We start from the raw sequence: 24,363 nt of genomic DNA, 5'->3' as shown, positions 1-24,363 counted from the left end.
TCAGCCCTCGATCCTGGAGAAATCCGCCACCGCACGCGTCGCGGCGCGGATCTCGTTGAGCAGCTTCAGGCGGTTTTCGCGCACCTTCGGATCGTCGTCGTTGACCTTGACCTTGTCGAAGAACGCATCGACCGCAGGACGCAGCTTGGCCATCGCGCTCATCGCGCCGGCGAAGTCTTCCTTGGCGACGGCGGCGGAGGCCTCGCTCTTCGCCTGGTCGATCGCCTTGGCCAGCGTCTTCTCTTCGTCGAGCGTGTAGAGCGCGGCGTCAGGCGCGCCGTCGAAGGTCCGCTTGTCCCTCTTCTCCTCGATCGCGAGAATGTTGCTGGCGCGTTTCGTGCCAGCGAGCAGGTTTTTGCCGTCGTCGCTGTCGAGGAATTTGCCGAGCGCCTCGACGCGCCGGACGACAAGCAGCAGATCGTCCTGGCCACCAAGCGAGAACACGGCATCGACGAGATCGTGGCGCGCGCCCTGATCGCGCAGCTGGACCTTCAGGCGGTCGGCAAAGAAGGCTAGCAGATCGTTCGGCAGCGTTTCGGCATCGGCCTTGAGCGACAATCCGAGCAACGCGGATTTGGCCGTCTTCAGGATCGGCAGGCGCAGCGTATTCTCGACGATCAGCCTGATCGCGCCGAGCGCTGCCCGGCGCAGCGCGAACGGGTCCTTCGAACCCGTCGGCTTCTCATCGATCGCCCAGAATCCGGCGAGCGTGTCCAGCTTGTCCGCCAGCGCGACCGCGACGCTGACCGGATCGGTCGGCACGCGATCGGTCGGCCCCTGCGGCTTCCAGTGGTCCTCGCTCGCGGCGGCGACGGACGCATCCTCGCCCTGCGCCAGCGCGTAGTACTTGCCCATCAGGCCCTGCAACTCCGGGAATTCGCCGACCACTTCGGTCAGCAAATCGGCCTTCGCGAGGCGCGCGGCGCGCCTGGTCTTCGCGACGTCGGCGCCGACCAGCGGCGCGATCTCGGCGGCGAGCCGCTCGATCCGCTTGATGCGCTCCGCCTGGGTGCCGAGCTTCTCGTGGAACACGATCTGCTCGAACTTCGGCAGCCGGTCTTCCAGCTTGGTCTTCAGATCGGTCTCGTAGAAGAATTTTGCGTCGGACAGCCGCGGACGGATCACGCGCTCATTGCCGGCAACGATGGTCTTGCCGCCGTCGGGCGCCTCGATATTGGCGGTCAGCACGAACTTGTTGGTCAGCTTGCCCGTCTTGGGATCCCTGACCACGAAGCACTTCTGGTTGTTGCGGATGGTGGCGCGGATCACTTCGTCGGGGATCGACAGGTATTGCTCCTCGAACGATCCCATCATCACGACCGGCCATTCGACGAGGCCCGAAACCTCGTCGACCAGTACCTGATCCTCGACCAGTTCGAGGCCCTGCGCGAACGCCAGCTCCTTGGCGTCCTCGAGGATGATGTCCTTGCGCGCCTGCGGATCGAGGATCACCTTCGCGGCCTTCAGCTTGGCCTCGTAATCCTCGAAGCGGCGCACGGAGATCGCACCCGGCGCCATGAAGCGATGGCCATAGGTGGTCTGCCCGGCCTCGATGCCGTCGACGGAGAACTTGACGATGTCGGGCTCCTCGGTCTCCAGACCGAAGGTCGCGGTGATGGCGTGCAGCGGGCGCACCCAGGTGAGCGAGCCTGATTTCGCCGAGCGCGCGCCCCAGCGCATTGATTTCGGCCAGGGGAAGGTGCGGATGATCACCGGCAGCATTTCCGCGATCACGTCGATCGCGGTGCGGCCGGGCTTTTCGATCAGCGCGATGTAGAAGTCGCCCTTCGCATCTTTCTGGACCTTTGCTTCATCCAGCGACGTGAGACCGGTCGCTTTCAGAAAGCCCTGCACCGCCGCATCGGGGGCGCCGATCTTCGGGCCGCGACGTTCGGTCTTCAAATCGGGCTGGCGCGCGGGAATGCCGTGCACGGTGAGCGCAAGACGGCGCGGGGTCGCGAACGCCTTGGCGCCCTCATACACCAGGCCTTCGGCGACCAGCTTGTCGGTCACCATGCGGCGCAGATCGTCGGCCGCTTTCGCCTGCATGCGCGCGGGAATTTCTTCGGAGAACAGTTCGAGGAGAAGATCGGGCATCAGACCGCCCTGCCCGTTTCAGTGTGGATCCATGCCTCGCCGCAGGCCTTCGCCAGGTCGCGCACGCGGGCGATGTAGCTCTGCCGCTCCGTCACCGAGATGACCCCGCGGGCGTCGAGCAGGTTGAACACGTGGCTCGCCTTGATGCACTGGTCGTAGGCCGGCAAGGCCATCAGATGTTCCTTTTGATTCCCACCCTCACGCCAGCCGGCGGCGAGATATTTGCGGCAGGCCTCCTCGGCCATCCTGAACTGCTCGAACAGCATCGCGGTGTCGGCGTGCTCGAAATTGTGTCGTGAGTATTCCTGCTCGGCCTGCAGGAAGACGTCGCCATAGGTCACCTTCTCGGCGCCCTCGCGGCCGTTGAAGTTGAGGTCGTAGACGCGGTCGACGCCCTGCACATACATCGCGAGCCGCTCGAGTCCGTAGGTAAGCTCGCCCGCGACTGGCGCGCATTCGACGCCGGCGACCTGCTGGAAGTAGGTGAACTGCGACACTTCCATGCCGTCGCACCAGCACTCCCAGCCGAGGCCCCAGGCGCCGAGGGTCGGGCTTTCCCAGTCGTCCTCGACGAAGCGGATGTCGTGGACGGCGGCGTCGATCCCGATCGCGGCCAGCGACTTCAGGTACAGGTCCTGAAGGTTCGGCGGCGACGGCTTCATGATCACCTGGAACTGGTAGTAGTGCTGCAGGCGGTTGGGATTTTCGCCGTAGCGGCCGTCCTTGGGCCGGCGCGAGGGCTGCACATAGGCCGCGTTCCAGGGCTTGGGCCCCAGCGCGCGCAGCGTGGTCGCGGGATGGAAGGTGCCGGCGCCCATTTCCATGTCGTAGGGCTGCAGGATGACGCAACCCTGCTCGGCCCAGAACCGCTGGAGGGCCAGGATGAAGCCCTGGAACGAACGTTCCGGGCGCATGTGGTCAGGCAGGGCGTCCATCGTTGGAATCGATCTCGCGAGGGGGTGTGAGGCGCGCGGGACCGTATCGGCGGCAGCCAATGGAATCAAGGCGATGGGGGATGTTTCTGCACCTCGCCCCGCTTGCGGGGAGAGGTCGAAATTCGCGCGCAGCGCGCATTTCGGGTGAGGGGACTCTCCGCGAACTTAGGTCTTTCGAATCTGCGGAAACAGCCCCTCACCCCGGCCCTCTCCCCGCAAGCGCGGGGCGAGGGAGATCCAAGCCCTAGCCCGGGCGATAGGCCCCGGTCACGGGGTCGCGGCGCAGGGTCTTGATTTCGCCCGCGCGGGTGGCCTCGGCCACGCGGGACAATCGCGCCTCTTCGAGTTCCTGGTTGATCCGGACGGCCGTCTTGTACGCCCAGCGGACCACGGCCAAGCTTCCCAAGACGCCTGCGAATGCAATCAGCGGCGGCATCGGTCGATCCTTGTCGTTCACGTCTGTCAGGCCCCCAATGACGGGCATTCTCGCGCAAGGCGGCCTGCGCCGCAATCGCGGTTTTGGGGCTAAATGGCGCGCTCACATCCCTGTGTTCACAGCCCGAATCTGGCCCAAATCGCCCGGGTTTCCAGCGCCGAGATCACCTCGTCCGGCAGCGCGGCTAGCCCGTCCAGCGCCGCCAGCGACCCTGCCCCCGGCGCCCGCCGGCCGAGCAGGCCGGACAGCAAGCCGCTGGCCGGCGCAATCACCGGGGTCAGCACCTTGTCGCCATAGCGGGCCCGTAGCGTGGAGCGGATGTCGCCGATGCCGTCGGCGAGCCCGAGACCGATCGCGGTATCGCCGGCCCAGTATTCACCGGTGAACAGCATGTCGTCGGCGCCCTTGAGGCGGCTGCCGCGGCTCTGCTTCACCAGCGTGATGAAGATCGCATGGATCTCGCGCTGGATCGCCTTCAGCCGGGCGACGTCGTCGGGGTTCTCGGGAAGGAACGGATCGAGCATCGCCTTGTGGCTGCCCGCCGTATACAGCCGGCGCTCGACCCCGATCTTCTTGATCAGCCCCTCCAGGCCAAAGCTGCCGCCGACCACGCCGATCGAGCCGAGGATCGAGGACGGGTCGCAATAGATCTCGTCGCCCGCGCAGGCGATCATGTAGCCGCCGGAGGCCGCGACGTCCTCGACGAACACCAGCACCGGCAGCTTCTTCTCGGCGGCGAGTTGCCGGATGCGCAGATAGATCTGCCGCGACTGCACCGGCGAGCCGCCCGGCGAATTGATCACCAGCGCCACCGCCTTGGCATTCCGCGTGCCAAAGGCGCGCTCCAGCATCTTGGCGACGCCGGAGAGTGTCATGCCGGGCCGCAGCGGCGTCACCGCGCCGATCACGCCTGCCAGCCGCACCACCGGCACGACGGCCGCGCCGCGCCTGAAGCGCGCCGGCAACACTGCCTGCACGCGTTCGAGCAGTCCCGAACGTCCAGCGTGATCACTTATTTGTTCACTCATGCCGTTACCTCGAATTAACCACTTTTTATCACGCCACTGTCATTGGAATCCGTGGAACGCGTTTTGCATTTTGTCATTGGGGCTGCAATGCGCGGGCGGAGAGGGACTCATGAAAATCTATCTGCTGATTTTGCTGATCGGTACACTCCTGGCGGCGATCCACTTCACGTCCACGCCGGACCGCCAGTCGGAAACGGCTTCGCAGTGATTTAGTGCCTCTGACGACGTGGGCAGCATGCCTGCCCGCTAAAGCGCAATGCCATCGCGCCTTGGCTTCTTGTTCGAGCATGATCGTTTTAGCGCCGCGCCAGCGGCAATTCCCCCTTCCCAGCCAACACCTCCTGCACCCATTTATTGGGCACGCCTGACTCTTCATTGAGCAGCAGTGCGGCATGGAGCCGCGTCGGCGCCCGGCCGCCCTTGGTCGCCCGCACCAGGATTCGGATCGCCGGCGACGTCCCGTCACCGTGAACCGGCAGGATCTCGAGGCTGCCAAAACCACGGTCCAGCGCAGCCAGCACCTCGGCAATGCCGTCGGCCCGCCAGATCAGCGCAAGCTGCCCGTTCGACTTGAGAATCCGCCGCGCCGCGTGAACCCAACCGGCCAGCGTGGTCGCGCTCGCGACATGGGCGCGCTCGCGCACACCGTCCGGCGAGGCGCGGTGCCGCGACGGATCGTTGAACGGCGGGTTCATCAGCACGACGTCGGCGCTATCCGGCCCGAGGCCGGCATCATCGAAGGCTGCGGCGCCGGCTTCGACATCAAGCACGATCACCTCCGCCATGATCGCGTTGGTGGCGGCATTATTCCGCGCAAGCTCGGCCAGGGCCGGGTCGATTTCGACCAGGACGAGATTGATCCCCCTCACCCGCCGCGCCACGGCCAGCCCGGCCGCGCCGACGCCGGAGCCGAGATCGACGACGCGGTCGCCTGATCGAGCCGGCGTCGCCGCGGCGAGCAGGATCGCGTCATGGCCGGCGCGGTGGCCGCTGCGGGGTTGCCGCAGGCGCAATTGGCCACCGAGAAATCCGTCTTCGGTGATCCCGGCGGCCGGAGACTCGTTTTTTGACGTGTTTTCTTCACGCGAACCGGGGCCCATTTCGCTCGAAAACGCTCTAGTCATCGGCCCGCAATTCGTGGCCGAGGCCGGCATCGGTCAGGAGCTGGCGGGCCTCGTGGTTGTCGTCCTCATGCACAAGGATCCGCCGCGGCAGCACGCCGAGCGAGCCCTCGATGATGCTCATATTCTGGTCCAGCACCAGATGATGGATGTTAGCGCTATCGAGCAGCGCGCCGATGGCGGAGACCAGCACCATGTCATTGGTCCGTACCAATTCCCGCAAAATACGCTCTCCTGTCGCCCCGGCAGTGCGGCACTTGCGCCACATGTCAATAACTTGATGGCCTTGCCGCTGCACCGCTCAGTTTCTATTGTTATAGCTGAGCATAGTGCGTATTCGGCAAAATTGGAGACCAGCGTGGCGGTTATTGTACCCTTCGAAAGCCCGTCCAATGCTTCGATCGACGGGCTGGTGGGACTTCTCGCCGCCGACATGGAGCGCGTCAACGCGACGATCCTTTCGCGGACCGGCTCCGAGGTCACCATGATCCCCGAGGTCGCCAATCACCTGATCTCCTCCGGGGGCAAGCGGTTGCGCCCGATGCTGACGCTGGCAATGGCCCAGCTCGCGGACTATTCCGGCGACGGCCATATCAAGCTCGCCGCCGCGGTCGAGTTCATGCACACCGCGACCCTGCTGCATGACGACGTGGTCGACGAGAGCGAGCTGCGCCGCGGCAAATTGTCCGCGCGGATGCTGTGGGGCAACGAGGCCAGCGTGCTGGTCGGCGACTTCCTGCTCGGCCAGGCGTTCCGGATGATGGTCGAGGTCGGCTCGCTCCGCGCACTCGACATCCTCTCCGCCGCCGCCGCCACCATCGCCGAGGGCGAGGTGATGCAGCTTGCCGCCGCCAAGAACACCGCGACCACCGAGGACGAATATCTCGCCGTGATCCGCGGCAAGACCGCGGAGCTGTTCGCCGCCGCCTGCGAGGTCGGCCCCGTGATCGCCAACCGTCCGAAGGCCGAGCAGACCGCCTGCCGTTCGGTCGGCATGAATCTCGGCATCGCCTTCCAGCTCGTCGACGACGTGCTCGACTATGGCGGCAAATCCGCAAAACTCGGCAAGAATGTCGGCGACGATTTCCGCGAGGGCAAGATCACGCTCCCGGTGGTGCTCGCCTTCCGCCGCGGCAATGACACCGAACGCAAGTTCTGGATCCGCGCGCTGGAGCGCGGCGAGATCGGATCGGCCGACCTCGATCACGCGATCGGACTGATGACAAAGCACCGCGCCCTCGAAGACACGATCAGCCGCGCCCAGCACTACGGCGCGATGGCGGTCGACGCGCTGGCGCTGTTCCCGCCCTCGCCGATGAAGACGGCGCTGGAAGAGGTCGTCGCGTTCTGCCTGGCGCGCTCTCATTGATCTAGGCACTCGCGAACAACAAGACGGTGTCGTCCCTGCGAAAGCAGGGACCCATACTCCGCGGCGAGAGTTGTAGGCGGGTCTCGTCATTCCAGCGTCACGCAAATAACAAGCATCGGTGGTCATGGGTCCCAGCTTTCGCGGGGGCGACACCAGGGTTTGCTGCACCGGCGCCCGCTACTCCTTCACCGGCACCCAGATCTCCAGCCCGCCATTGCCGGTACTCGCATCGAACTTCTCGTCGTAGCGCTCGAAGTTCGGCGCGTCCGCGACCTTCATGCCGGATTGCGGCAGCCAGCGATTCCAGATCGTGTTGACGGTGCGGCGGATGGTCGAGATGTGGTCGGCGTGGGTGAACACGACGTATTTCTGCTCGGGAATGCGGACGCGCGCGAACTCGCGCGGCAGGTCGGAGAAATCGGCGACCTCGACGCCGGCGATGTAATCGAAATTGCCGGCATCGTCGCCGTTGCAGCAGACGCCATAGGCGACGTTGCCGACCTGGCGGGGGATATGCGCGCATTGCTGGTGGAAGCCCTGCCACTGGTTCGGAATGCCGGCATCGCTGCCATTGCCGTGGTTGTAACGCTCGCCGATGCCGGCGACGAGGAACGCCTTCCCGGTGGCGATGCGCGGCGGATCGATGTGGTCGAGAGCTGTCGAGATCATGGTGATCGGCTCCTGGAGATTGAGTGTCGTCAGACACGTTGTCGCGCGCACCGTCTCGGGCGTGACGCCGAAATGGTCGCGAAACGCGCGGGTGAATGCTTCGTGGGAGCCGTAATCCGCATCCAGCGCGAGGCTGAGAATATCGGGCGCACCGGCCGCGAGCTCGCGCGCGGCTTCGCTGAGCCGCCGGGCCCGCACATAACGCATCACCGAGAACCCGGTCGCCTCCGCGAACGCCCGCACCAGATGGAAGCGCGAGACGCCCGCAACGGCGGCAATCTCGTCGAGCGTGAGCGGCGCGCCGAGATGGCTTTCGATGTACCAGAGCGCCTTCTGGGCTGGATTCATGGATGACGGCTTTCCTGCAAAGCTCGGGCATCATGCACGGCTGCCGCGCGCGGCATTTGACAGTCCTTGCTGCCCGGGCGGCGAAACCGTGGTTCCGCTCCACGGAAATTTACCCGCAAAGCCGTCGCTGGCAACAACGTTGCAATCGTGCATACTCGCCGACGCATCGATCCGACGGCTCATCAAGCTGCCCGATAATCAAGACTGCAAGAGCCGCGGCCAGCATGTCAGGGAGGACAATGATGCACCACCAACGCTTGAGCTATGCCAACTGCGTCAAATCAGCGGCGCTTGCGGGGCTTTTGACGATCGCCGTCGCCAGCGCCGCCAACGCGCAGAAGAAATACGATCCGGGCGCGACCGACACCGAGATCAAGGTCGGCAACATCATGCCCTATTCCGGTCCGGCGTCCGCCTACGCCACGATCGGAAAGACCGAAGCCGCCTATTTCAACAAGCTCAACAGCGAAGGCGGCATCAACGGCCGCAAGGTCAACTTCATCTCCTACGATGACGCCTACTCGCCGCCGAAGATGGTCGAGCAGGCCCGCAAGCTGGTCGAGAGCGACGAGGTGCTCCTGATTTTCAATCCGCTGGGCACGCCGGGCAATACCGCGATCCAGAAATACATGAACGCCAAGAAGGTGCCGCAGTTGTTCGTGTCCACCGGCGCGGCCAAGTGGAATGATCCGAAGAACTTCCCGTGGACCATGGGCTGGCAGCCGAGCTACCAGGTCGAAGCGCGCATCTATGCCAAGTACATTCTGCAGAACTATCCGGGCAAGACCATCGGCGTGCTCTATCAGAACGACGATTTCGGCAAGGACTATCTGATCGGCCTGCACGACGGGCTCGGCGACCAGGCCAAGAAGCTGATCGTCGTCGAATCCTCCTACGAGACTTCGTCACCGACGGTGGATTCGCAGATCGTGCAGATCAAGGGCGCCAACCCTGACATCTTCGTCAACATTGCAACGCCGAAATTCGCGGCGCAGGCGATCAAGAAAGCCGCCGAGCTCGACTGGCATCCGGTGCAGTTCCTGACCAACGTCTCCGGCTCGATCGGCGGCGTGATGAAGCCGGCCGGCTATGAAGCGAGCCAGGGCGTGCTGTCCACGGCGTATCTCAAGGACCCCAAGGATACCGAGTGGAAGAACGATCCGGCGATGACCGAGTGGCGCGCCTTCATGACCAAGTGGTATCCCGAAGGCGACCTCGACGACGCCGCCACCGTATTCGGCTATGGTGTCGCCAAGGGGCTCGAGCAGGTGCTGCGGCAATGCGGCGACAATCTCACCCGCGAGAACCTGATGAAGCAGGCGGCCAGCCTCAACTTCGAGATCGGCATCTATCTGCCCGGCACCAAGATCAAGACCGGGCCGGACGACTATGCGCCGATCGAGCAGCTGCAGATGATGCGCTTCAAGGGCGAGAGCTGGGAGCGGTTCGGCCCCATCATGAGCGGCGAGAAGAGCAGTTGAGGGCTTTCCTCCACAACTTTGCGGTTCGTGATGCCCGGCCGTGCGCCGGGCATCCACGTCTTCGACATGATTCACGAGCAAGACTTGTCGCAAGCAAGACTCGTTACGAGCAAGATTTGCGATGGCCGGAACCCAGACCAGCCGAAGCGCCGCCGTTCTTCAAGCTCAAGTGTCCGGCCACCACGAATTCCAGGCACATCCTGCGATCGGAAGGACAACAACAATGAAAATCACCGACGTCCGCGCCCACCATATCCGCATTCCCTACGACGCCGGGCCCGCGAGCTTCCGCCAGGGAGCTTCCGCGATCTCGGCGCTCGACATGGTGCTGGTCGAGGTTTCGACCGATGCCGGCCTCACCGGCTGGGGCGATGCCTTCGCCTATGTCTGCCCGAAGACGAGCTGCACGGCGGTGGCCGAGATGATCGCGCCGCAGGCCCGCGGCCTCGAGGTGCCCGACGCCGCCAGCATCCCCGCCGCGATGGAGCAGATCCAGCGCAACCTCCATCTGTTCGGCCGCTACGGCATCACGATGTTTGCGATCTCGGCGCTCGACATCGCGCTGTGGGATCTCGCCGGCAAGGTGAAGGACGTGCCGCTGCATCAACTGATCGGCGGCGCGAAGCGGAGCACGATCCCGGCCTATGCGAGCCTGATGCGAATCGGCAATCCGGCGCACATCGCCGCCGAATGCAAGAAGGCGATCAAGCTGGGCTATTCCGCGATCAAGCTGCACGAGACCACCGTGCCCGCGGTCGCCGCCGCGCGCGAGGCGATCGGCCCTGACGTGCCGCTGATGGTCGACATGAACTGCCCGCTGGACGGACCCGCGGCGATCCAGTTCGCGCGCGACTGCAAGCAGGCCGCGCCGCTGTTCCTGGAGGAGCCGGTCTGGCCGCCGGAGGATTTTGCGACGCTCGCCGAGGTGCGCAGAGAAGGCCGGCTCGATATCGCGGCCGGCGAGAACGCCTGCACCGTGCATCAATTCCGCCAGATGATGACCGCGGGCGCGGTCAGTCACGCGCAGCCCTCCGTGATCAAGGTCGGCGGCATCACCGAATTTCTGAGGGTGGCCGTCCTCGCCGACGAGTTCGGCGTCCAGGTGATTCCGCACTCGCCCTATTTCGGGCCGGGCTTCCTCGCCACGCTGCATCTGATGGCGATCCGCGACGCGGGGCTGATCGAGGTGTTCTTCATGAAGCGTCCGGCCTGCCTGTGGGGCGATCGCATCGACGTCGACGCCAACGGCCATGTCGCCGTGCCGCAGGGCCCCGGCCTCGGCTACGAGCCGGATCGCGACGTGATGGAGCAGTATCAGGTGGCGTGAGGAGCCCGGCTCGTTCCATCGTCATTGCGAGGAGCTCGCGACAAAATTGCAAAGCAATTTTGCGCTGAAGCGACGAATCAATCCATCGTTCCGCACGCGCGGTGGGATGGATTGCTTCGCGGAGCCTGTCATCCGGCGGCGCTTCGCGCCGACCGGGTGGCGCGCAATGACGATTTCCTACTTCGTCCCGTCCTTCGCGGCGGGCGCGGCGTCCTTCGCCGGCGGCGCGTCGGCCTTCTTCTTCAGGTCCTCGGTCAGCTTGACCTGCGCTGTTTGCAGATCGGTGACGAGCTTCTGCAAGTTCGCGACCGAACTCTGCAAGCTCACGATCTGCCGGTTGGCGGCATCGAGCTTCTGTTGATGATCCGATGTGAGCTTGTTGATCGTCTTCTGCAGGAAATCGACATTGCTCTGCAAACAGCTCGTGCGCCGCTCCATGGTTTTCTCGACGGTGCAGATCTCGATGCCGGGAACGTCCTGCGCATGCGCGGTTCCGGCGACGCCGAGTGCGAGCGGTGCCAGCAAGGCGAGAACAAAACGAGCGGTCATCGGCGTCTCCAGGCAAATGCGTCATTCACAGTTTTGTGCTCGCGACGCTGAAAGCGAGGCAGACATACCACACTGAAACCGCATTCAAGCGGTGTGCTTCACCCATTACGGGACTACTCGTGGGGACGGGGGCCTTCGGAACTTGTTTGGTTCGATCCCTTTTGGCTCGACCTTGGGCAGTGGAGACAGATCGCATGGCAACGCGCGAAAAACGGATGGCGCAATTCGATGGCAATGGCGAACCGGCGCCGGAACAGCGCGTGGAAGTACTTTGTGAGGATCATAGCGGAACGTATCAGCTGCCGTTCGCCTGCCGCTTCGTCAACGGCCAGTGGCGCAATGACAACACCGGCGGCGCGCTGGAAGCCAACGTCATCGCATGGCGGATGCCGCGCGAGAAGCAGGCAGGCGTGGCCTGAGGCCGGCATCGGTGCGCGCTGTTTCAAAACGCGACGCGCGCGCACCGTGTCTTAAGATTTGGAACGCGGGTGGAACGAACCGCGTCCGAATCACTGATCGAGCAACGTACTGCGTTGTTCACGGCTAGATGTGGCCATCAGCCCGAGGCTGCGCACCACATACAGAAGCATGACGATCGGCCGCAGCCAGCGGCCGATAACAAAGGTTAACTCTTCCGCAGACGACATCGCGATCCCTCCTCTCTGTCCGCCCGGGCGATCATTTCCACGGCGTGATCGGCGGCACCGCTTCGGTCGCCGGCGGCACATCCACGGTCTTGAAATCGGCGGGGCTGACGATCTCGAGGTATTCCATGTCCTTCGAGTAATCGAACAAATAGTGGGTGATGCCGGGACGCTGATGGATGACGTCGCCGGCCTCGACCAGCGTCTCCTTGTCCTCGTACATGAAGCGCGCCCAGCCCTTGGTCATGATGACGATCTGAAAATCGCACAGATGCTTGTGCCAGCCGGTGCCCTGCTCCGGCGGCATGTCGGGATTGGCCTTGACCAGGTGGCAGATCACCTGCCCGCTGGTGGCATCGGCGATGCCGAGATCGCGATACAGGAAGAAGTCGCGCAGACCTCCGCCCTTGAACTCGGTGTCACCGGGTTTGACGTGGGAGAATTTGCTGACGACGGCGTGCTGGTTCATTTCAAGCCTCCACGGTTCTCGTGTTCGCGAGATCGCGGCGCGGCTCGGCGTCCAAATTTTCGGCAGCGTCGCATCGTCGCGGTCACAGCTCGGTCATTGCCATGCGAAATCCTTGCCAGCCGGGTTAGGCTGCGGCGAACCGTCTCGCCATGCGCTGATATCGCCGCAGAAGCATTTGGAGCGAGGCACGAATTTGCGCCTCAGTGGCTGTCGCGCGGGTCCGGCGCGCATGCCGGTCCCCGACGCCGGCGGCACGTCCATTGAGCAAGGCTTGCCTCGTGCTTGAGCCGCCGATGCAGGCAGGCCGGCACGGGCGCTGCCTAATATTCGACCTCGAGCTCCTCGACGTCGGCCGGCTCCGCCTTCGCGGCCTCGATCCATTCCTGCATCTCGGGCATCGTCATGATGGTGCTGGCATACACCGCAAGCGCAGGCTCGAGCTTGACGTCGTAGGTCATGAAGCGGGTCACGACCGGCGCATACATCGCGTCCGCCATGGTGCGGCGCTCGCCGAACAGGAATGGCCCACCCGATGCGCCGAGGCAGTCGCGCCAGATGGTGCAAACGCGATCGATGTCGGCCTGCGCCCGCGACCAGATCTTGAAGCCGGGGAAATGGCCCTTGAGATTGACCGGCAGCGAAGAGCGCAGCGTGGTAAAGCCGGAATGGATTTCGCCCGAGATCGAGCGGCAATGCGCGCGCTGGATCCGGTCTTCCGGCAACAGCCCTGCATGCGGCATGATCTCGTTGAGATACTCGCCGATCGCGAGCGTATCCCAGACCGTCGCGCCGTCGTGGCGCAGGCAGGGCACCAGGATCGAGGACGACAGCAGCAGCAGCTCGGCGCGGGCCGACGGGTCGTCGGGCGCGGTGACCACCTCCTCGAAGTCGAGCCCGGCGAATTTCGCCAGCAACCAGCCGCGCAGCGACCAGGAGGAGTAATTCTTGCTGCTGATGGTGAGTGTCGCTTTCGCCATATCTGTCCCTCACGCCTGAACGCGTCCTCAGCTCCCGGATATCGCGCCGGTTCAGCCGCCGCGCACCCGGAGCCATCAGCTTTTGCAGCAAGCCACGTGCCAATTTGCCGGGCGGTCGGCCCGCCTCTGGCGTCGATATTGCATGGCAAGCCAGGCCACGGGTGGATGCGTATGATGTCAATGATGTACCAAGCCTATCAGAACCACATGGACCTCACGGCGCCATGGCGGACCGGGGCTGCAGCGGCGCTGAAATACCTCAATCTGGTGCCGCAGGGCGCCGCTGACCGGATGTATGGCCGGCTCGCGGCTGCGCTCGAGCTGATCTCGCGCTCCAGCCTGACCTACGCGCGGCCCCCTTATGGCATCGGCAGCGTGACCGTCGGCAACAGGGAATTGCAGGTGACCGAGGAGGTTGCCTATGCGACGCCGTTCGGCTCGCTGCTGCATTTCAGGAAGGTGGACGGCCCGGAGCAGCCGCGGCTGCTCTTGGTGGCGCCGATGTCCGGGCATTTTGCCACGCTGCTGCGCGGCACCGTGAAGACGCTGCTACAGGACCACGACGTCTACATCACCGACTGGCACAATCCGCGCGACATCCCGCGCAACGAGGGCCGCTTCGGCCTCGAGGACTACACCGACCATCTGATCGACTTCCTCGGCCAGCTCGGCCCGCGCGCGCATATGGTGGCGATCTGCCAGCCCTCGGTGTCGGCGCTCGCCGCCGCCGCGATCATGTCGGAAGACAATCATCCGGCGCGGCCGGCCTCGCTGACCCTGATGGCCGGGCCGATCGACACAAGGATCCAGCCGACCAAGGTGAACGAATTCGCCAAGAGCAAGCCGATCAAATGGTTCGAGGACAATCTGATCAACTACGTGCCGATGCAGTGCAAGGGCGCGTTGCGCCAGGTCTATCCCGGCTTCGTGCAGCTCACTGCGTTCGTGTCGATGAACCTGGAACGGCACATCAAGCAGCATATCGATCTGGCCCACCATCTCGCCAAGGGCGAGACCGCCAAGGCCGAGGTGATCAAGACCTTCTACGACGAATATTTCGCGGTCATGGACCTCCCGGCGGAGTTCTACATCGAGACGGTGCGCGATGTGTTTCAGGAGCATCTGCTGCCGCAGGGCATGCTGATACATCGCGGCCGCCCGGTGAATCCGGCGGCGATCCGGCGCATGGGGTTGATGACGGTGGAAGGCGAGAAGGACGACATCTGCTCGATCGGCCAGACGCTCGCCGCGCAGGACCTCTGCACCGGAGTCCGCACCTATCGCAAGGTGCATCACATGCAGGCCGGCGTCGGCCATTACGGCGTGTTTTCCGGCAAGCGCTGGAACAACGAGATCTACCCGCTGCTGCGCGATTTCGTGCACGTGAATTCGTGACGGATCGGCAACGATCTTTCCCCGTCATTGCGAGCGAAGCGAAGCAATCCATCGTTCCACATGGGCGGAAAGGTGGATTGCTTCGTCGCTACGCTCCTCGCAATGACGGGTGGCGGCTAGCCACGCATCGACTCGCGCTATAGTCTCCCGGGCACGACGACCCGCTTCCCAAGAATCGTCCAGGGAGAAACTCCATGCGATCGGCCACCGCCTTCCGTGCCCTCACGCTTGCCGTGATCGGCGCCCTCGCCTTCACCTCAGCCGTATCCGCCGCCGAAGTCCATGTCATGATCTCGGGCGGACTGACGGCGGCCTACAAGGCGCTGGTGCCGGAGTTCGAGCGCAAGACCGGGCACAAGGTGGTGACCGCCTTCGGGCCGTCGATGGGCACCACCACGAACGCCATTCCGGTGCGGCTGGAGCGCGGCGAGCCGGCCGACGTGCTGATCATGGTCGGCTATGCGCTCGGCGATCTCATCAAGCAGGGCAAAGTGCTGGCCGACAGCCGCGTCGATCTCGTGAAGTCGCCGATCGGCATCGCGGTGAAGGCCGGCGCGCCAAAACCGGACATCGGCTCGGCCGACACCGTCAAGCAGGCGCTGCTGGCGGCGAAGTCTGTCGCCTATTCCGACAGCGCCAGCGGCGTCTATGTCTCGACCGAGATGTTCGCAAAGCTCGGCATCGCCGATCAGATGAAGGACAAGGCGCGGATGATCCCGGCGACGCCGGTCGGCGAGATCGTGGCCAAAGGCGAGGCCGAGATCGGCCTGCAGCAGATCTCCGAGCTGAAGCCGGTCGCCGGCATCGACATCGCCGGTCCGCTGCCGGAGCCGTTGCAGAAGATCACGGTATTTTCCGCCGGGATCGCGACGGCTGCAAAGGAGCGTGAGGCCGGCAAGGCGCTGATCAGCTTCCTCGCCTCGCCGGACGCGCGCGACGCGCTGGTGAAGAGCGGCCTCGATCCGATTACGGCGGGTGGGACGCCGCATTAGCGGCGTCCGACTCTCTCCCCGTTCTACTCCCTCCCCGTCATCCTGAGGAGCCCGCACTTGCGGGCGTCTCGAAGGATGCACGGCCCGGCTGGTGGCCGTCGACCCTTCGAGACGCCCGCAAGTGCGGGCTCCTCAGGGTGACGGGACTAGATGGCGACTAGATACACTACCGCCAATGATGCGCGCCGTAGGCGAGCAGCAGCACCACGACCAGCGCCAGCAGCAGCGTGGTCGACTTCCAGAACAGCACCGGGTTGCGCTCGATCAGCGGGGTCGATGACGTCGTCAGATATTTTGCGTTGGGATTGCGCAGGTCGAACAGGAACTCCGAAAAGCTCTCATAGCGCTTGAGCGGGTTGGCATGCACGGCGCGCTCCAGCGCGCCGTCGACCCAGCCCGGTATCTCGCGCCCGCGATGCGCGGCCGGACGGTAGACCAGCCGGTTGAAGTCGGATCGTGTCCGGGCCCGCGCGATCTGCGCGCCATAGGGCAAGCGTCCCGTCAGCATCTGGTAAGTGACGACGCCGAGCGAGAACAGGTCGGAGCGCGCGGTGCCGCCCTCACCGAGGAAATATTCCGGCGCGGTGTATTGCTGGGTGCCCAGAATGTCCTCGACGCCCGCCGGCGCCGCCTCGCCGACGCCCGCGATCCGCGTCGAGCCGAAATCGATGACCTTCACCGTGCCAGTCCTGTCGATCATGATGTTGTCGGGCCTGACGTCCTGGTGCAGCATCTCCTTGCGGTGGAAGGCGCGCAGCCCTTTTGCAATTTGCTCGGTGATGCCGCGTACCGTCTCCAGCGACGGCGCTGGATTGTCCGTGATCCACTGCGTCAGGGTCTGACCGTCGATATATTCCATCGTGACGTAAAGGAAATTGCGCTTGCGCTGCGGCAAAAACGGCTTCAGCACATGCGGGCTGTCGATCCGCCGGGCGACCCATTCTTCCATCATGAAACGCTTCAGATAGGCCGGATCGTCGCGCAGGTCGATCGAGGGGATCTTGATCGTGACCGTGGTGGCGCTGTCCTCGTCGACCGCGAGATAGATGTGACTGCGGTGCGATGCGTGGAGCTCGCGCACGATGCGATAGCCGTCGAACAGCATCCGTGCGTCGAGCAGCGGCGGCAGCGGCAGTTCGGTCGGCTGGCCGAACACCTCGCCGGCATCGCCGTCGGGCAATTCGTCGATCCGGACGATCTGCACGGTGAGATTGTCCGGGCTGCCGTTCTCATAGGCCTGCTCGACGATCGATTTCGCCGTGACATCGAGATCGGCGGCACAGTCCTTGATCGTCTTCGCGAGCTGCCGCGCCGGGACATGCTCGTAGATCCCGTCGGTTACCAGCAGGAAGATGTCGCCGCGCTCCAGCGGGAGCGCCTGGTAGTCGATCTCGAGCTGCGGGTTCACGCCGAGCGCGCGGCCAAGATAGCTCTGCTGCGAGGAGATCACGACGCGGTGGTCGATGGTCAGTTGTTCGAGGCTGTTGCCGGCGACGCGGTAGATCCTGGAGTCGCCGACATGGAACAGGTGCGCCGTGGTCGACCGGATGACCAGGGCGCTCAGCGTGCAGACGTAACCCTTGTCCTTGTCGTAGGGATTCTGGCTGCGCCTTGTCTGCGCGTGCAGCCAGGAATTGGTCGCCTCCAGCACCCGCTGCGCCGAAGACTTTACCGACCAGGATTCCGAGGTGCAGTAGTAGTCGGTCAGGAAGCTCTTGACCGCGGATTCGGCGGCGATGCGGCCGACGCTGCTCGAGGAGATGCCGTCGGCGAGCACCACCGCGATGCCCTTCAGGCCGAGCAGCGGCTCGCCGGGGATCAAGGCGCCGTGGAAGTCCTGATTGGCGTCCTTGCGGCCCTGATCAGAGAATTGCCCGACCGATATTGTCAGCGCGCGCGGCATCGACCGTCCCAAAGCCAATGGGGACCTCCGTGACAGGAGAGCCCCATAAGTCGTCGAGGATCAAGCCGCGAGGCGCTGGCGCTTCGGCGCCGTCTTCACATGCGTGGTGTAGAGCGTGAGCCCGGTGAAGGCGAGGCCGCCGGCGAGATTGCCGAGCACGGTCGGGATCTCGTTCCAGATCAGGTAGTCCATGATCGAGAACTTCGCATGCAGCATCAGTCCCGACGGGAACAGGAACATGTTCACCACCGAATGCTCGAACACCATGTAGAAGAACACCAGGATCGGCATCCACATCGCGATCACCTTGCCGGGCACCGTGGTGGAGATCATCGCCCCGACGACGCCGGTCGAAACCATCCAGTTGCAGAGCATGCCGCGGATGAACAGCGTGGCCATGCCGGCCGCGCCATGCGCCGCATAGCCCAGCGTTCGCCCCTCGCCGATATTGCCGATGGTCATGCCGACCTTGTCGGGCTCCTGCGTGAAGCCGAACGTCGTCACGAACGCCATCATGAACGCCACCGTGAGCGCGCCTCCGAAATTGCCTATGAAGACGAGAGCCCAGTTGCGCAGCACGCCGCCAAGCGTGACGCCGGGACGCTTGTCGAGCAGCGCCAGCGGCGAAAGGACGAACACGCCGGTCAATAGATCGAAGCCCAGCAGATAGAGCATGACGAAACCGACCGGAAACAACAATGCTCCGACAAGCGGCTGACCCGTATTGACGTTGATCGTCACGGCGAACCAGGCTGCCAGCGCGAGGATCGCGCCGGCCATGTAGGCGCGGATCACGGTGTCGCGGGTCGACATGAAGATCTTGGATTCGCCGGCATCCACCATCTTGGTGACGAATTCGGACGGAGCGAGATAGGCCATTCGTAAAATCCCCTTGCGCAATTCGGCCGCGCCGGTTGCCTGCCGGAAGCGACGCGGGTTGGTTGAAATGCTCGTCCGTCCGGGGAGATGGGGCTGCGACGATTGCTCGAGACGCCCGGGCCGGGCACCTTGATCCCCTCGCCTCGGCCAGCATTGGCCTCGGCAATCCGGAGGACGGCAGTCGTCATTGACTGGTGCAATCAAAAGCAATGGATGTGCCAAGCGGCGACGCTGGCGGTTGGCTTTAAATCCCCGTCAATACAATGAGTTAGGCTGGTGGCGCAGGAACCGCACGGCGCGATGGCGCGGAATTATGCAGCATGCCCAGATGTCGCCCAGAGGATGCGCGCCCCTCCATCACCGTCATCCCCGCGCAAAGGCTTCGCCTTTGCGCGGGGTAACGGGGAAAGAGTCGATACGCGCGCTACTTCACTTCGCCTCGGTGCGGACCGGCGCGCCCTTCAGCCCGTTGTTGTCGTAGGCCTTGCGCAGCGTGCCGTTGGCGATCGCCTCCGTCATGAACCTGGTGGCGAAGGCCGCGGCGAGCGGATGGTTGAGCGGTACCGCGACCGCGGTGACGGTCTGCTTGAAGGTCTCGTCCAGCACGCGCGTGCCCGGAATCTTCTTCGCCATCGCGTTGAGCTGATCGCGCGACAATGCGAAGGCGTCGATCTCGCCGCTCTTCAGCAGATTGAAGATCTCGTCGTAGGTCTGATAGCCCGTCACCTTGGCGTGCTTGAGATGGGCGATCGCGCCGCGCATCGTCGTGGTGGCATTGACGGCGGCGACCTTGACGCCGTCCTGGTCGAGCGTGGCGAAATTCGTGATCGTCGAGCCGGGCTTGACGATATAGGTAGCGTCGGCAACCTCGTAGATCGGCCCGAACGTCATCTTGGTCTCACGCTCGGGATCCTTGGGCAGGAAGGTGATGTCCCAGGTGTTCTTGGCCGCCGGGTCGGTGATCTGGCCGGAATTCTGGTGCACGACATATTCGACGGGGATGCCGAGTTGCGCCGCCATCTCGCGGCCGAGATCGACGGGAACGCCCGCATAGCCGCTCTCGGTCTTGGTCGACCAGAACGCGCCGCCGGCCGGGCTGATCGCGATCGCGACCCGGAGCTTTCCGGTCGGTGCGATCTGATCCTTCAAGGCGTCGGCATCCGCTGATGTGGCCATGACAATCACTCCCAGAACGAGGCCGGCCAGACGCAGCAGTCGAGACGACATCGGACGTCCTCCACGCCGAATCTTGCTGTCCGGCAGGCGCGCAACAAACCGCACGGCGCGGCCTTGTGCAAGCGCCGGTTCCCGCAAGGGAGCTATCCGTATCGGCCTATCTGACCCGGACGGTGATTTTTTCGGAGACGACCGGCGGGCTGAATGGATAGTGCTTGGCGTCGCCCAGCACCAACTGCAGGGTGTGCTTGCCGGGCGCCAGGTCGAGCTGCGTCTCGGTCTGGCCGGCACCGAAATGCAGATGAGACTTGTCCGACGGGATCGGCTCATTCGCATTCAACGGCTCATTCACGTCGATCAGAAGATGGTGATGGCCGCTGTTCGGGTAGTCGTCGCCGGCATGGGTGACGCCCATGTTGCGCAGCCCAAAGCGGCACCAGAACGGGCTCTTGAGCTTGGCGCCGTCGCGCGGCCAGATGAAATACAGCTTGGTGTCCTTGCCGGCCGGCTTGTTCTGGGCGTCGGCCGGAGCCGCGAACAGCGTCAGTGCCGCGGCGAGCATGATCAAGCCTGCACTTTTCATAGCCCCTCCATGAAGCCTGGCGATCAGGGATGATCGCTCAGGGAGACAGCGCGACCCGCAAACCGTGGGTCGGATAACGGACATTGGTGTCGTAATTATCGCGATTGGCCGGACGCACATAGCGTGCGTCATTCTTCCACGAGCCGGAGCGGATGACATGGGAGGCGCAGTCGCCGCCGGACCAGACCGCACCGTCGGTCGGCGCGCCCTGGTAATTCCTGTGCCAGCAATCCTCGACCCATTGATCGACCCCGCCGCCCATGTCGTAGAGGCCGAACGGATTCGGCTTGTAGCTGCCGACCTTGACCGGCTGCTCGGCCGAACTGTCGCCGCCGCAATCCTTGCATCCGGCGTGGCCCGATTGCACCTGGTCGCCCCACCAGTACTTCGATTGCGTTCCGCCGCGCGCCGCATATTCCCACTCGGCCTCGCTCGGAAGCCGGTAGGCCTTCTTGGTGCGCTCGGCGAGCCACGTCACATATTGCTTCGCATCGCTCCAGCTCACATTGGTGACCGGAACGTCGTCCTTGCCGCTGGCCGTGAAGCCACAGGCCTTGGCCGCCGCGCAGGCGTTCCATTCGCGGACCGTGACCGGATACTTGCCCATGGCAAAGGGCTTGACCGTCACCCGGCGGATCGGCCGCTCCGACGGGTCGTCATTGCTTCCCATCGAGAAGCTGCCGGCTTGAAGCGAGACCAGTTCGGGTTCCGGCAGGTCTGGGGTGGGGCTCGCGGAGGGCGCGGGTTGAGGCGACGCTTGCTGCGTCGGCGCCGCCGGGGTCGGACTTGCGGTTTGGGTCGGAGCCGGGCTTGGTGCCGGCGGCTGAACGGCAGGCGATGCCGTCGGTGCCGGAGGCGCCTGCGCCACATCGGCCGGCTTGCCGCGCGGTTGGGCGAGCAGATACCACAGCACGCCGCCGGCGATGATCGCGACCGCCAGTCCGAGCAGCGTGAGCAGGACGGACTCGCGGCGCCTGCGCGTCCGTTGGTACGCGGCGGCATCCGGCAGCACACGATAAACCCGGACCGGATCGGTGATGTTCTTGACCTTGCGGTCGCCGAGCGATTCGTATCCGCAGACCATCTTGTGCTTGATCTGCTCGTAGATGCCGCCGGAGATGAAGACGTCACCCGGCGCCGCGATCCCTTCCAGGCGCGAGGCCACGTTGACGCCGTCGCCATAGATATCGTCGGGCTCGATGATGACGTCGCCGAGGTTGACGCCGATCCGGTACTCGATCCAGTGATCTCTCGCGATCGCCGCGTTGCGGCCGATCATGTTCTGCTGGATCACGATGCTGCAACGGACGGCCTCGACCGGACTGTCGAACATCGCGATAAAGCCGTCGCCGGTGGTCTTGACCAGCTTGCCGTGGTGCTCGGCAATCGTGGGCTCGATCAGATCGCGCAGGGTCCGCTTGACGCGCGTATGCGTGCCTTCCTCATCGAGCTGCATCAACCGGCTGTAGCCGGCGATATCGCCCGCTACGATCGCGGCGAGGCGCCGCGGCATTGAATCGCCGGGAGGCTGTGTATTGTCGGGCTGTGACCGGCCTGACTTGAAGTCGCGAATTTCTCCCATAGCGCTCCGGCTGCTCCGTAAAGACGTGTTCAAGGCGCAACCGGCGCCTTCGTCCCCGAGGCCCGCTTGAACCTACCACACCTACGGGTCGGAACAAAGTTCGCGAAGCGTGACCATGTCACGGTTATCCGCCGTCGGTCGAGGCCCGCCGGTCGGGCACGCCTCGTCGCAACGTTAAATGGGCGGCAAAACGCCTGCGTCAGCCCGCCTGCGCGGCCGGGGTGCGGATCTCGCGCGGCAGGATGATCGCGGCCGCAATCGCCAGCAGGCACAGCGCCGCGAACGCGCGCAGCATCATCGAGAAGCCGCCCTGGTCGTACAGCCAGGCGACCAGGCCGACGGAAGCGCCGGCCGCGGTGAAGCCGACGAAATAGCGCACCGCATAGGCGCGCGAGCGCCATTCCTCGGTGGTGTACTTGCCGACCATGGCATCGTTCACCGTGACCTGGCCGAACGCGCCCATCACGATGCCGATCGAGACCACGATCAGCGGCAGGTTGTTTAGGCTCGCCGCCAGATAAAGGAACGGCGCCAGCAGGAACGACAGCGGCAGCGCCACCGTCTTCAGCGAATATCTGTCGAGCAGCTTGCCGATGGTGTACTGCGTCATCGCGCCGAACACATAGACCCCGGCCGCGATCACGCCGAGCAGCGCCGGGCTCTTGGTCAGGTCGGCGAGCCGTTCGGCGAACAGCTTCGGCAGCGCCACCGTCACCGCGTTGAAGGTGGTGGAGATCGCGATCACCACGATCAGGAGCGACAGCACCACGCGCCACATGTCCTCCTTGGCGACCCGCACCTGCGCTGCCGCCTGCCTGGAGCCCTTGCGGTCCTCATGCACCACCGTCATCGCAAAGGCGATGCCGATCAGCACGGTGACCATGCCGGGGACGATGAAGGCCCAGCGCCAGCCGAGATACTGGCCGATCACGCCGGTGACCAGCGCCGACGAGGCAACGCCGAGATTGCCCCAGACGCCGTTGATCCCCATCTGGGCGCCGAGCTTCTCGGCATAGGACACGATCATCGCGGTGCCGACCGGATGATAGATCGAGGCGAAGACGCCGATCGCCAGCAGTGCGGCGCCGAGCTGCAGCGGTGTCTGCACGAAGCCGACCGAGATCATCGACAGGCCGATGCCGACGAAGAAGATCACCATCATGTGGCGGCGGCTCCAGCGGTCGCCGAGCCAGCCCGTGACCAGCGAGCCGGCGCCGAAGGCGATGAAGCCCGGGGTCGCATAAGGCAGGAGTTCCGAATAGGCCATGCCGAGCGCCGGACCCATGATGATGACGGCGGCCGCGAAGATCAGCATCGCGTAGTGATCGATGAAATGGGCCGCATTGACGAAGGTGATCACCCGGCTGGGACTGTTGCTTGGACCGTTCATCGGCACGTCTCTCACGCGATTCTTCAATTGCTCGAAAATAGGTTATAGGTGCTTGTCCTGACGGGATGTCGCCAATGACTATCGCTGAGCCGCCAATAAGAGCCCTCCACCAGGACCGGCGCGTCACCGGGGACGGCGTGCATCTGGTGGCGCGCAGCTACCGCAAGGGCGTCCGGCTCGAGCCGCACATGCACCACGAGGCACAGCTGGTCTATGCAGCCAGCGGCACCATGCAGGTGACGACGCCCAAGGGGCGCTGGCTGGTGCCGCCGGACCGCGCGGTGTGGGTCCCTGCACTGCTCCCGCACGCGATTGACGTGCTCGCCCACATCGAGATGCGCACGCTGTATTTCGACCAGGCCTGGCTCGCGCGCGAAAAGCGCAGCGACAGCCTCGACCACGAATTCGTGGTGCGGGTGTCGCCGCTGGTGCACCAGGCGATCCTCGCGCTGTTCGACGCCTCATGCGGACGCGAGCGCACCGATCTGTTGATTCGCCTCGTGATGCTGGAGTTGCACCAGGCCGAGGATTCCGCGACCTTCATCCCGCTGCCGCAGGAGCCGCGCTGCCGCCGCGCCGCCGACCTCGTGCTGGCCGATCCGACGCAGGACCACGACATCGACGCGCTGGCGCGCACGGTCGGCACCTCGGCGCGGACGCTGTCGCGGCTGTTCTCGGCGGAAACGCAGCTCTCGTTCAAGAGCTGGTGCCAGCGCGCCCGCATCGCGGCCGCGATCGAGCGCCTGTCGAGCAGCGCGAATGTTTCGGTCAAGCAGGTCGCCTCCGACCTCGGCTATGCCAGCGTACCGGCATTTTCCCACGCGTTCCGCCAGGTTACCGGCAAGACACCGACCGCGTTCGCGGAGAAAACGTGCGAGAAAACGTGAACCGGGTTTGTCACCGGGCGCAGCGACGACGAATTATACCGCTGTCGCGCTGCGACATATTTCCGTACGATCCATGCGCTTGATTGCTGTGCTCCCGACCTTAAATCCCGTGTAAGGTCCGGCTTC

Annotated in this window: 24 protein-coding genes; 7 read left to right on the top strand and 17 right to left on the bottom strand. The window is 64.5% G+C overall.

Annotation, left to right across the window (positions count from 1 at the left end; genetic code table 11):
- From glyS to J2R76_RS38280, 6 genes are all read right to left on the bottom strand, one after another.
- Window positions 1–2,097 (bottom strand): glycine--tRNA ligase subunit beta, encoded by a 2,097-nt coding sequence (gene glyS / locus J2R76_RS38305; protein WP_253625795.1) that lies wholly within the window; start codon window positions 2,095–2,097, stop codon window positions 1–3.
- Window positions 2,097–3,032 carry a glycine--tRNA ligase subunit alpha gene (locus tag J2R76_RS38300; RefSeq protein WP_057014922.1) on the bottom strand — a complete coding sequence of 312 codons (936 nt, stop codon included), beginning with the start codon at window positions 3,030–3,032 and terminating at the stop codon, window positions 2,097–2,099. The genes glyS and J2R76_RS38300 overlap by 1 nt, the downstream gene beginning before the upstream one ends.
- A 244-nt stretch (window positions 3,033–3,276) precedes the next feature.
- A complete protein-coding gene (locus J2R76_RS38295; RefSeq protein ID WP_026193154.1) occupies window positions 3,277–3,468 on the bottom strand; it encodes a hypothetical protein in 192 nt (63 codons plus the stop codon).
- 116 nt (window positions 3,469–3,584) lie between these two features.
- Window positions 3,585–4,496, bottom strand: coding sequence for a S49 family peptidase (locus J2R76_RS38290; RefSeq protein WP_076824002.1), 912 nt, complete (start codon window positions 4,494–4,496; stop codon window positions 3,585–3,587).
- Window positions 4,497–4,792: 296 nt separating this feature from the next.
- Entirely contained in the window at window positions 4,793–5,596 is an 804-nt protein-coding gene (locus J2R76_RS38285; protein ID WP_253626130.1) for a tRNA1(Val) (adenine(37)-N6)-methyltransferase, read from the bottom strand.
- A 16-nt stretch (window positions 5,597–5,612) separates the two neighbouring features.
- Window positions 5,613–5,840, bottom strand: a complete 228-nt coding sequence (locus tag J2R76_RS38280) for a DUF2007 domain-containing protein (RefSeq protein ID WP_026193157.1) — start codon at window positions 5,838–5,840, stop codon at window positions 5,613–5,615.
- A 135-nt stretch (window positions 5,841–5,975) separates the two neighbouring features.
- Here J2R76_RS38280 and J2R76_RS38275 point away from each other — a divergent pair, with 135 nt between their 5' ends.
- Window positions 5,976–6,986: a polyprenyl synthetase family protein gene (locus tag J2R76_RS38275; protein WP_057015096.1), complete on the top strand. Its 1,011-nt coding sequence runs from the start codon at window positions 5,976–5,978 to the stop codon at window positions 6,984–6,986.
- Window positions 6,987–7,163: 177 nt separating this feature from the next.
- Here J2R76_RS38275 and J2R76_RS38270 read toward each other — a convergent pair whose 3' ends face one another.
- The gene (locus J2R76_RS38270) at window positions 7,164–8,003 is read right to left on the bottom strand and encodes an AraC family transcriptional regulator (RefSeq protein WP_229193006.1); all 840 of its coding nucleotides are present in this window, start codon (window positions 8,001–8,003) and stop codon (window positions 7,164–7,166) included.
- A gap of 239 nt (window positions 8,004–8,242) precedes the next feature.
- Here J2R76_RS38270 and J2R76_RS38265 point away from each other — a divergent pair, with 239 nt between their 5' ends.
- Both J2R76_RS38265 and J2R76_RS38260 read left to right on the top strand, forming a co-directional pair.
- Window positions 8,243–9,484, top strand: coding sequence for an ABC transporter substrate-binding protein (locus tag J2R76_RS38265; protein WP_229193007.1), 1,242 nt, complete (start codon window positions 8,243–8,245; stop codon window positions 9,482–9,484).
- A 223-nt stretch (window positions 9,485–9,707) separates the two neighbouring features.
- Window positions 9,708–10,811: a mandelate racemase/muconate lactonizing enzyme family protein gene (locus J2R76_RS38260; protein ID WP_253625794.1), complete on the top strand. Its 1,104-nt coding sequence runs from the start codon at window positions 9,708–9,710 to the stop codon at window positions 10,809–10,811.
- Window positions 10,812–10,988: 177 nt separating this feature from the next.
- On the opposite strand, the gene J2R76_RS38255 is transcribed toward J2R76_RS38260, so the two are convergent.
- Complete coding sequence (locus tag J2R76_RS38255) at window positions 10,989–11,360, bottom strand: hypothetical protein (protein WP_057014916.1); 372 nt, start codon at window positions 11,358–11,360, stop codon at window positions 10,989–10,991.
- A 194-nt stretch (window positions 11,361–11,554) separates the two neighbouring features.
- On the opposite strand from J2R76_RS38255, the gene J2R76_RS38250 reads away from it, so the two are divergent.
- Window positions 11,555–11,779 (top strand): hypothetical protein, encoded by a 225-nt coding sequence (locus tag J2R76_RS38250; protein ID WP_057014915.1) that lies wholly within the window; start codon window positions 11,555–11,557, stop codon window positions 11,777–11,779.
- A gap of 90 nt (window positions 11,780–11,869) precedes the next feature.
- On the opposite strand, the gene J2R76_RS38245 is transcribed toward J2R76_RS38250, so the two are convergent.
- The 3 genes from J2R76_RS38245 to J2R76_RS38235 all read right to left on the bottom strand — a co-directional run bounded on the left by J2R76_RS38245 (window position 11,870) and on the right by J2R76_RS38235 (window position 13,450).
- Complete coding sequence (locus J2R76_RS38245) at window positions 11,870–12,007, bottom strand: hypothetical protein (RefSeq protein ID WP_168857487.1); 138 nt, start codon at window positions 12,005–12,007, stop codon at window positions 11,870–11,872.
- A gap of 31 nt (window positions 12,008–12,038) precedes the next feature.
- A complete protein-coding gene (locus tag J2R76_RS38240; RefSeq protein WP_057014914.1) occupies window positions 12,039–12,473 on the bottom strand; it encodes a cupin domain-containing protein in 435 nt (144 codons plus the stop codon).
- Window positions 12,474–12,793: 320 nt separating this feature from the next.
- Window positions 12,794–13,450: a glutathione S-transferase family protein gene (locus J2R76_RS38235; protein WP_168857485.1), complete on the bottom strand. Its 657-nt coding sequence runs from the start codon at window positions 13,448–13,450 to the stop codon at window positions 12,794–12,796.
- A 171-nt stretch (window positions 13,451–13,621) separates the two neighbouring features.
- Here J2R76_RS38235 and J2R76_RS38230 point away from each other — a divergent pair, with 171 nt between their 5' ends.
- Window positions 13,622–14,845, top strand: coding sequence for a polyhydroxyalkanoate depolymerase (locus tag J2R76_RS38230; protein ID WP_253626129.1), 1,224 nt, complete (start codon window positions 13,622–13,624; stop codon window positions 14,843–14,845).
- 194 nt (window positions 14,846–15,039) lie between these two features.
- Window positions 15,040–15,837 carry an extracellular solute-binding protein gene (locus tag J2R76_RS38225; RefSeq protein ID WP_253625793.1) on the top strand — a complete coding sequence of 266 codons (798 nt, stop codon included), beginning with the start codon at window positions 15,040–15,042 and terminating at the stop codon, window positions 15,835–15,837.
- 166 nt (window positions 15,838–16,003) lie between these two features.
- Here J2R76_RS38225 and J2R76_RS38220 read toward each other — a convergent pair whose 3' ends face one another.
- From J2R76_RS38220 to J2R76_RS38195, 6 genes are all read right to left on the bottom strand, one after another.
- Window positions 16,004–17,740 (bottom strand): bifunctional protein-serine/threonine kinase/phosphatase, encoded by a 1,737-nt coding sequence (locus J2R76_RS38220; RefSeq protein ID WP_253626128.1) that lies wholly within the window; start codon window positions 17,738–17,740, stop codon window positions 16,004–16,006.
- A 60-nt stretch (window positions 17,741–17,800) separates the two neighbouring features.
- Window positions 17,801–18,619 (bottom strand): formate/nitrite transporter family protein, encoded by an 819-nt coding sequence (locus J2R76_RS38215; protein WP_137480433.1) that lies wholly within the window; start codon window positions 18,617–18,619, stop codon window positions 17,801–17,803.
- A 429-nt stretch (window positions 18,620–19,048) separates the two neighbouring features.
- Window positions 19,049–19,795, bottom strand: a complete 747-nt coding sequence (locus J2R76_RS38210) for a transporter substrate-binding domain-containing protein (RefSeq protein WP_253625792.1) — start codon at window positions 19,793–19,795, stop codon at window positions 19,049–19,051.
- A gap of 157 nt (window positions 19,796–19,952) precedes the next feature.
- Complete coding sequence (locus J2R76_RS38205; RefSeq protein ID WP_168856950.1) at window positions 19,953–20,378, bottom strand: DUF4399 domain-containing protein; 426 nt, start codon at window positions 20,376–20,378, stop codon at window positions 19,953–19,955.
- Window positions 20,379–20,415: 37 nt separating this feature from the next.
- Window positions 20,416–21,960 carry an SUMF1/EgtB/PvdO family nonheme iron enzyme gene (locus J2R76_RS38200; protein WP_253625791.1) on the bottom strand — a complete coding sequence of 515 codons (1,545 nt, stop codon included), beginning with the start codon at window positions 21,958–21,960 and terminating at the stop codon, window positions 20,416–20,418.
- A gap of 199 nt (window positions 21,961–22,159) precedes the next feature.
- The gene (locus J2R76_RS38195; RefSeq protein ID WP_253625790.1) at window positions 22,160–23,350 is read right to left on the bottom strand and encodes an MFS transporter; all 1,191 of its coding nucleotides are present in this window, start codon (window positions 23,348–23,350) and stop codon (window positions 22,160–22,162) included.
- 74 nt (window positions 23,351–23,424) lie between these two features.
- On the opposite strand from J2R76_RS38195, the gene J2R76_RS38190 reads away from it, so the two are divergent.
- Window positions 23,425–24,237: a helix-turn-helix domain-containing protein gene (locus J2R76_RS38190; protein WP_253625789.1), complete on the top strand. Its 813-nt coding sequence runs from the start codon at window positions 23,425–23,427 to the stop codon at window positions 24,235–24,237.
- Window positions 24,238–24,363: the final 126 nt, after the last annotated feature.

This window comes from Bradyrhizobium sp. USDA 4532 (genome assembly GCF_024171315.1).
Classification (GTDB): domain Bacteria; phylum Pseudomonadota; class Alphaproteobacteria; order Rhizobiales; family Xanthobacteraceae; genus Bradyrhizobium; species Bradyrhizobium australafricanum.
This window is presented reverse-complemented; position numbering and strand designations above follow the sequence as displayed.